Origin of the sequence: Clostridium sp. Marseille-Q5894, assembly GCF_946902305.1 — a bacterium.
GTDB lineage: Bacteria > Bacillota_I > Bacilli_A > Erysipelotrichales > Coprobacillaceae > Thomasclavelia.
This window is the reverse complement of the sequence record NZ_CAMPPT010000017.1, coordinates 1-8966: the sequence shown is the minus strand read 5'-3', so window position 1 is coordinate 8966 and position 8966 is coordinate 1. Positions and strand designations below refer to the sequence as shown.

Annotated in this window: 5 protein-coding genes; 2 read left to right on the top strand and 3 right to left on the bottom strand. The window is 29.7% G+C overall.

Going from position 1 to position 8966, the window contains the following annotated elements:
• Window positions 1–1023 precede the first annotated feature (1023 nt).
• From OC535_RS14595 to OC535_RS14585, 3 genes are read right to left on the bottom strand one after another with little or no spacing between them, the layout of a single operon-like run.
• Complete coding sequence (locus OC535_RS14595) at window positions 1024–2088, bottom strand: transposase (protein WP_498824167.1); 1065 nt, start codon at window positions 2086–2088, stop codon at window positions 1024–1026.
• Between the two features lie 40 nt (window positions 2089–2128).
• Window positions 2129–2305, bottom strand: coding sequence for a hypothetical protein (locus OC535_RS14590; protein WP_498824166.1), 177 nt, complete (start codon window positions 2303–2305; stop codon window positions 2129–2131).
• A complete protein-coding gene (locus tag OC535_RS14585; RefSeq protein ID WP_498824165.1) occupies window positions 2292–4352 on the bottom strand; it encodes an efflux RND transporter permease subunit in 2061 nt (686 codons plus the stop codon). Before OC535_RS14585 ends, OC535_RS14590 begins: the two co-directional genes overlap by 14 nt.
• 286 nt (window positions 4353–4638) lie before the next feature.
• Here OC535_RS14585 and OC535_RS14580 point away from each other — a divergent pair, with 286 nt between their 5' ends.
• Both OC535_RS14580 and OC535_RS14575 read left to right on the top strand, forming a co-directional pair.
• On the top strand, window positions 4639–4995 hold the full coding sequence (locus OC535_RS14580) for a TetR-like C-terminal domain-containing protein (protein ID WP_498824164.1): 357 nt from the start codon (window positions 4639–4641) through the stop codon (window positions 4993–4995).
• A 362-nt stretch (window positions 4996–5357) separates the two neighbouring features.
• Complete coding sequence (locus OC535_RS14575; protein WP_498824163.1) at window positions 5358–8906, top strand: bacterial Ig-like domain-containing protein; 3549 nt, start codon at window positions 5358–5360, stop codon at window positions 8904–8906.
• The last annotated feature ends 60 nt before the right edge of the window (window positions 8907–8966 follow it).

Genomic DNA, 8966 nt, shown 5'->3' with positions numbered 1-8966 from the left:
ATAAAATAAAGTGCGGATATTGTCTAAAATAGTATAACAAATTTAATTAATCGTGATGATTTTACATTTAATACTGTCTAATTTAATTTGAAAAAAGTTAGTTAAATTAATTCGCTAAACAACAAAATGACATTGCCAACATATTTATTTGATTATCTTTCAAGAACGATCAGGATATTGATTGAAACAGCTTGCGACTGTTTTGAAAAAGAGTATGAAGAGTCATACCGAAAATATCACTGATGAGACTTTCGTAGTCATAGATCAAATGAATGAAGAAATGCATATGATATTTATTTTTTAAAAAGCTGAATATCCTTAAATAATATGAATATTTTTTTATCCAGCGGTAAAGTGTTGAAACAGATATCTGAAATATATTGACGATTTTTTCAATGGTCAATGAAGAAAACATCTTCAAAGAGAGGACATGAAGTACAAAAAATATGGAATATGATGAATGAGGTATGATAAAAGAAGCAGGCAAAATAGAATGAAAATGACCGTCATTACGGCAGTACATCACAGGGACTTCAAGCATCTGATCATCAATTTGGCCATTATGAAAAGAGATATAATGTCTCTGATAGGACTGATAATATTTGATATTGGAAGATTTACAGACGATGCCGTTATGAGTATGTAAAGATGACAGCTCCAAATGATTGAGACAGTAGAATTCGAAATCGCGGATTTGTGAAAAAGAAGGTTCATTATAGAATTTAATATTTTGAGAATCAAAAGCTGACTTGATATTGAGTATAAAATCCTGTATCATATAATTTGTATCATCAGTATCAACTGACGATTGAAAAGGGACAGTGTTAGAGGGTGAGAAGCTTTAACGGGCTGTTTCTTTTCTTTTTCCTTTCATAATATTGATCGATAGATATCATACACTATTCTGCAAATAAAAAACAGATTAAGGTTGATGCAGTGCAGTTTGAAACGGCATCTTTCTTAATCCGTTTGTTTTTTTTATTTGCAGTTTTTGTATTATTTTTTTTGTAGAGAATTTGCGGTTTAACAGTTAAGAAAACTGTAAACAGATTCTGTGACATCTACACGCTTATTATCTTCATGACGATGATAGAACCAATGAATCATTTTCTTATCATCATCATAGTTTACTATCCTGCTTTCAGCCATTATTGGTCTGCTGGTATAACGGGTTATATATTGAACACATTTTTCAATGTCGTCCTTAGTCTGTTCATCTTTGATTTTTGGAGCATAGACATAGAACCCTTCCTCGTATTTTCGGTAGAACCAGCTTTTAAGGCTTTGAAATTCTTTGTCGTTGCCAATGTGTCTGTCAAGATAGCTGAGTAATTGATAACGCCATGTCTGGCGAAGTTTTTTATAGTCCATATAACTGAAGTTTTTGATTTTGTCATCTTTAGAATCATAAGCATCTTCGCATACCAGAACATGGATATGCGGATTCCAGTCAAGAGGTCTGCCAAAAGTGTGCAATGAGGCAATGGCACCAAAGATCACATTATCAGTTGTATCTTTGTAAAGATATTGAGATTTATTGCTTTTTTTATGATAGAAGATACCTTTCTTTTTTTCAAGACGCTTTTGTCTGCGATATTTTCTGTCGTTGAAAAGGGAAGCCAGAGTATTTCTGGCAACGACAAAAAGACCATCAAGCAGTGATCGGTTTTTGATAAAGTAGAAGCGAAGCTGAGCAGGGATGGTAAAGACGATATGACGATGTTTGGATTTAAAAGCCATAGAGCTGACATAAGCAGCGCGTCTTTGACTGGATTTAGAACCACATTTGGTACAGTATCTGGAACTGCAGGTATGAGCAACAATAGTTTCATTGCCGCAGTTAGGACAGACAAAGAGATCATAACCAAGATGGATAGAAGAACAAAGGATAGTTTTTTGAACATTATCAAAAGAAACATCCCTGAGTTTGCCTTTATCATGTAGATTAATGATATAGTCGTAATTGTCAAAGAAGATATATTTAAAAGTATTTTTACCGTCTTTTTTAACAAACTGCTTAAAATTAAAAAGACCTAATGTATCAGAAGGAACAGATAAATCGATCATAAAGTCATCTCCTAAAATCATTATAATACCAAAAAGGATGAAAGGCATTTAAAATGCACTATCACCCAGGTGGACAAAATTTATTTTGTCCCTTTTTTACTGTCCCATCAGCGTTACTCATAATATATACTATTTCTTCTTTGGCAGAATCATTTTCAGCAGCAAATATCGGAATTGTAGTATTTGTTGTCATTAAAATTGCAAGAACTATAACAATAACTTTTTTATATATTTTCATTTTGTAATACCTCCTTATGTTTTTTTATAACTAATCCATCAAAAATATATAGTAAAGCTGGCAGAACAAAAAGCACAATGATAAGAGAACAAACTGTTCCTTTTCCAAGAAGGAATCCTAATTGTGAAAGTAGTCCATGAGTGGAAATGTTTCCCAATAAAAATCCCACGATTGTCAAAACTCCGCCAGAAGTTAAAATGGAAACGGTAACAGAAGAAATTGTACTAATTATTGCTTGCTTTTTATTGTTAGTGATTCGTTTTTCTTTATACCTATCTGAAAATAGTATTGCATAATCTACTGTTGCACCTAGTTGAATAGAATTGATGATTAAGTAAGCAATATAGAAAATCGTACTATTTGTAAAATAAGGAATAGATAAATTTATCCAAATTGCTGTTTCAATAGCTAACACTAAAATAATTGGTAAAATAATAGATTTTGTTGTCAATAAAAGTACTAAAAATACAGCTCCAATAGCTAATAGATTTACTTTTTTCATATCAGAAGTAACTGTATCCATTAAATCATAGGTAGAAACCCCTTCACCTGCAAGATACCAGTCTTTTTTATAATATTTTTCAGTAATATCACGAATATTTTTAACTAATTTAAAAGTCTTTTCACCTTCATAATCTGTTTCAACAGATATTATCATTCGAGTATAATTGTCTGAGTTTAATTTTGAAATTGTTTCTGAATCAAGATATGATTCTGGTATTTCAACACCGACAGTATCAACATAAGACATGATATTTGTTACTTGAGGCAAATTTTTTAATTCATTGGATAAATCTTTTTGTGTTGCAGTACTTTCTTTAGGAATCAATAAGACATATGTGTCATTTTTGCCAAATATAGAATCTATTTTTTTGATGTTTGAACCTAATTTAGTGTCTGGACCAAAGATGTGTGATGAACCATAATAAAAATCATTTGCATTAGAAGCTAGATAGCAGGGAATGATTAAAATAACAAAGGCACATAATAATGGAAACATTGTCCGAAAAACAACTTTTCCAAAACCGTTAAAAGATGGCATAAAAGAACGATGTGTTGTTTTATCGATCCATTTATATGTATAAAGAATAAATACTGGCATAAATGTAAATACTGTAATTAAACTTATCAAAACGCCTTTAGCTAATGCTAAGCCTAGATCTGGACCTATTTGAAATCTCATTAAGCAAAGTGCTAAAAATCCAATTACTGTTGTTAGACCACTAGAAAGAATAGATGTTGTTGACATACAGAGGGCATTTACCATGGCATTTTTTACATTTTTTTCTTTTTTACGACATTCTTCAAAACGATGAATCAAAAATACGGAGTAGTCTAAGGAAACTGCTAATTGCAGGATACTTCCGGCAGCATTTGTAACAAATGAAATTTCGCCAAAGATAAGATTACTTCCAGCATTAATGATAACAGCAACACCTAATCCCAATAATACAATAAATGGTTCAGCCCAGGAAGTTGTTGTTAAAATGAGAATCAACAAAACAAGAATAATAGCAATGATAACAATTTTTCCAATTTCGCTAACAGTACTTGTTGTCGCTGCTACAGTTGAAACAGCACTTCCCATCATAGAATTTTTATCACCAATGATTTCTTGGATGTCTTCAATTGCTTGAATATTTTTATCTTCTTCAATAGTGATAGAAAGTAAGGCATTATTATCTTTATAATAAGTTTCAATAGTCTTTGAATCTATTGTTTCTAATGGTTCTGTAATATCAATGACATCATCAAGCCATGTTACATTACTAACACCATCTATTGATTTAATGATGTTTTTATAATTTAAGGCTTCTGGAATCGAAACATTTTCCAACATGACACGAGCATTAGGAATTCCGCCATCATATTCTTTTTTCATAATGTCAATTGCAGTAGTGGAAGAACTATCTGGAGGAAGATAATCATTCATATCATAGTTTACGGTAATAAATTGTCGTGAAATTAAGCAAATAATAAACAGAATTGAAAATATTATTAAAATTATTTTAGGATGATTAATAATTTGGTTATAAATTTTTTTCATTATGTCTATCCTCATTTCGTTATTGATATGTTTCATAAAAAAATATTTTTATATGCAAATAGTCTTTTTTATGTATATTAAATATATTAAAATAAAATCCTAGAAACAATGGACAATTATCTTGTTAGTGGGTAAATAGGGACAAATCATATTGATTTGATGGGTAAATTATAATTGAAAATATAGGAGGTTGATTTCTAATGACGCACGATGAAATATCATTACAAACCAAACAAAAACTAGCGACATCATTAAAAAAGTTTATGACGTTAAAAAGTATGATTTAATGGTTGATTATAAAGAAGCGATTATTTTTGTGATGAACTATATTGAAAGTAATGCACATATTTTAGCTTGTGCATACGATTCTTTAGGTAGAGAAGAAATGCGCCGATTTTTATATCATGATTTTACTAGTATTATTGAAACACTTATTGATAATGTAGAAAAAGAATTAGGTCTTTGTGTAAAAAAAGAGTTTAAATATTTTGTATGCAATCTTTATACAGAGTCGTTAGCTGGAAATTTAATAGAATGGTTTAAAAATCCACAAAATCAATGTAAAGAACAAGTCGTAGAATATTTATCGATTATTTTTCGTTCATCTTTACCAGAAATCTTGAAAAATGCCCCTAAATATTAGTTATATAATTATATTTGTAGTTTGTTGACAAAGTTGGATTTTGTACTTTGTCAATTTTTTTTGCTTTAATAATTGTGTTTCATTTTTAAATTTTAATTTTTATAAGATTTGGATATAGAATAAAATAATTTTATAAAAAATTTTTTACTGCGAAAATCACTATTTTAGTTAAAAATCAAACTATTAACATTAAAAATTTACGATTAAAGATTGTTTTATATGTTGTATAAAGAATTAGTATCCTATTTTAGGATAAAAACATAAATTGAAAAAAAAGTTAATAGTGGTATAATGTTTAATAGCGATATTATGTTAAATTATGCTGATTTATAGAGGATAAATTGTTGAGGGAGGATCATAATATGAAAATGAGAAGAAAGATTATGGCGTTATTATTAGTGTTAGTTATGATTGTGGTTGTTTTACCACTACCAGTTTTAAATGTAAAAGGGGCTGACAATATAATTAATCTTAATGAGTTAGCACCATTTAAAGGAAGAACAAAGCAGGAAGTAGCTGCAAAATACCAAAATGTTAAAATTAATGAATACTATGATTATGGAACTAATGAGGATTATTATAAAGAAAAACCATCGTTAGTGGCACCATATGCTGGTGGTGAATTAAAAGAAGAAGTCCATCAGGCAATGAGTGATATGGTAAATTATTATCGCTGGTTAGCTGGTGTTGATAAATATGAACAAAGATCTGTTCATAGTGAAAGGTTACAAGCTGGAGCGGTAATTCAAAATTTATATTTAAAAGCTGAAGGAAAGTTAACGCATAATTTAGCTACTGATTGGTCAAAACCTGATAATATGGATCAATATTTTTGGAATATAGGTGCATATGCTAATCATAATATTATAGCTTATAATTATACTCCTCAAGGAGCTATTGAGGGCTGGTTTAATGAAGGATATAATATTGAAAATAAATCTTTTGATACTATTGGACACCGTAAAGCCCTTTTATCATATACAACTACAGGTGCTGATTTTGGGTATGCTGGTGATATTGCATATGGATTAATAAAATCTCAAGGAACTACTGATTTACCTTGTGCTGCCTATCCTGCACCAGGTGCTTATCCAAGTAATAATATTGAACCTAATGTTACAGCATGGTCAGTAGAATTAAATCTTGATAAATTAAGTTATAATTCTTTGAGCGATGTAACTATTCGGGTTACCAATTTAACGACTAATGAATCATATGATTGTACAAAAGCAAATAACAAATTGATTGAATCAGACAATCAAAAAGGGCAATTAGTGTTTGTTCAGCCGACAGTTTCTACAAAAACATATGAAGATCCTTATAAAGTAGAAATTTTAGGATTGAAAGATGAGAGTGGAAATACGAGTGTAGTTGAATATCAAATTGATTTCTTCGATGTAAATACTTTAGTTCCTTCTACTGTTGATCATGTTAGTACAGATTGTTTAAATGTATACATGGGAGTAACTGCAAATAACCCTTCCTTTACAACAATAGAATCAATTTTACCAAAACAAGTAACTATAACTACTGATACTAATCGAACAGAAGTAATTAGTGTTGAATGGCAATATAATGAAGAGACAAATGAGTTTATGGTTAAACCAGAATCTTATATGTTCCCAGATTTAATAAACGATAATAATCATGTCTTAGAAAATTTTGCAATAAAATATGAGACCCAAAATACTGTAGATAATAGTCGTACCCTTAATTATACTGTAAATGAAAATGGAACTGTTAGCATTGAGGTAATTCCATATTGGTCAAATGCTGATATATTTTACTGGTATAAAATTTCAGATAATGGATCAGTATCATTGCTTGATCAGACATCAAAAGTGTTAACTATTGAAAATGTAAGTATGGATGATGCGGGGCAATATTTTGCAGTATATAAATATAGTTATGGCTCAGATGTGTATGTAACTCCTATTAAAACATTAAATGTAATATCATCAAAAACACTTGCAAGTATAGAAATAACACTGCCTGCAAAAACTCAATATTTTGTAGGAGAAGATCTGGCTTTAGATGACTTGAATGTAAAAGCAATCTATAGCGATAATAGTAGTGAAGTGGTCGATAATTCGCAAGTTCAAATTAGCGGTTTTGATACAACCATTCCTGGTAAAAAGACAATCACGGTTACTTATCAAAATAAAACAGCAACATTTGAAATTGATGTAATTGAAAAAGAAGTAACTAGTATTAAAGTTACACCACCTGCAAAAGTGCAATATCTTGAAGGTCAGGAATTAGATTTAACAGGTGGAAAGATAACAGTTTTCTATAGTGATGGCAGCAGTGAAATAATAGATTTAACAAATGAAGGAATTGAAATTACTGGTTATGATAAAAATGAAATTGGTAGCCAGCAAGTTACAGTTATATATAAAAATGCGTCAGCTACTTTTACAGTTAATGTAAAAGCTAAAGAAATTACAGATATCAGCATGAGCAGTTTACCGGATAAAGTGCAATATGTTAAGGGGCAAGATCTAGAATTAGCTGGTGGAAAAATATTAGTAAGATATAATAATGGAACGAGTGAAGAGATAGATTTGCTTGATTCTCGAATTACAGTAACTGGTTATCAAAAAAATAAAATTGGTAATCAGAATTTAACAGTGCGTTATGGCGGAAAGACAACGTCAATGACGATTGAAGTAGTTGAAAAAGTTGTTACAAGTATTTTTGCAACAGCACCAACTAAAGTTCAATATATCGAGGGTCAAGAAATAGATTTAACAGGTGCAACGATAACTGCAACCTATAACGATGGAAGTATTCAAGAGGGAATAGCTGTTACTAAAGATATGATAAGTGGTTATGATAGTGCGATTTTTGGTAATCAAACGATAACAGTAACTTATCAAAATCAAATTTCAGTATTTAATGTAAATGTAAAAGCTAAATCGGTAGTTGGAATTGAAATGCTTAATAATCCAGCTAAATTAGAATATATTGAAGGACAAGAGTTAGATTTAACAGATGGAAAAATAAAAGTAATTTATGATAATGGTTCATATGATGAAGTAACAATTAAATTATCGATGATAAGCGGCTATGAAAATAATAAATTAGGAAACCAAAATATTAGAGTTTCTTATGGTGAGTTTACTACTCAATTTACAGTTAATGTAATTGAAAAAGTTGTTACAAAATTAGAATTGATTTCTTTACCTAATAAATTGAGTTATGTAATAGGTCAAGAGTTGAATGTCGAAGGAGCAATGTTGCAGGCAGAATATAATGATGGTGAAGTTAAAGATAATATTGTTGTAACTAATGATATGTGCAGTGGCTTTGATAGTTCAAGTTTAGGAACTAAAACAGTTAATGTTAAGTATGAAGAAGGGTCAATTGCATTTAATGTTAATGTTGAAGAAAAGAAACTGGTAGATTTGAAAATAACAGCACCAAATAAAACTACTTATATTGAAGGACAGGAAATTGATTTATCAGGATTAAAAGTACAAGCAGTTTATAATGATGATAGTGAAGGTTTACTTGATTTAAATGATGTTGTGATTACAGGATATGATGCTAATAAAATTGGTAAACAATTGATTACAGTTACGTATGGAACTTTAAATAAAAGTTTTGAAGTTGAAGTGATAAATAAAACAGCGGAAAAAATTGAAATAACTTCACCGTTAAAATTAGAATATGTAAAAGGGCAAGAATTAAATCTTGATGGAATGACAATTACAGTAACATATAACAATGGTGAAAAAGCTAATCTAAATATTGCTGATGTTGGAATTGTTGGTTATGATAAAAATAAGACTGGTAAGCAAATAGTTAGTGTTATTTATCAGGATAAAATTGCTGTATTTGAAGTAAATGTGATTGAAAAAGTAGTAACAGAAATTTCTATAAGTGGGAATGTCAAGAAATTTGTGTAAGTAATTTTATTAAATTGTCAAAGAACTATAGAAATGACTTATATCGAGTATATATAGGTC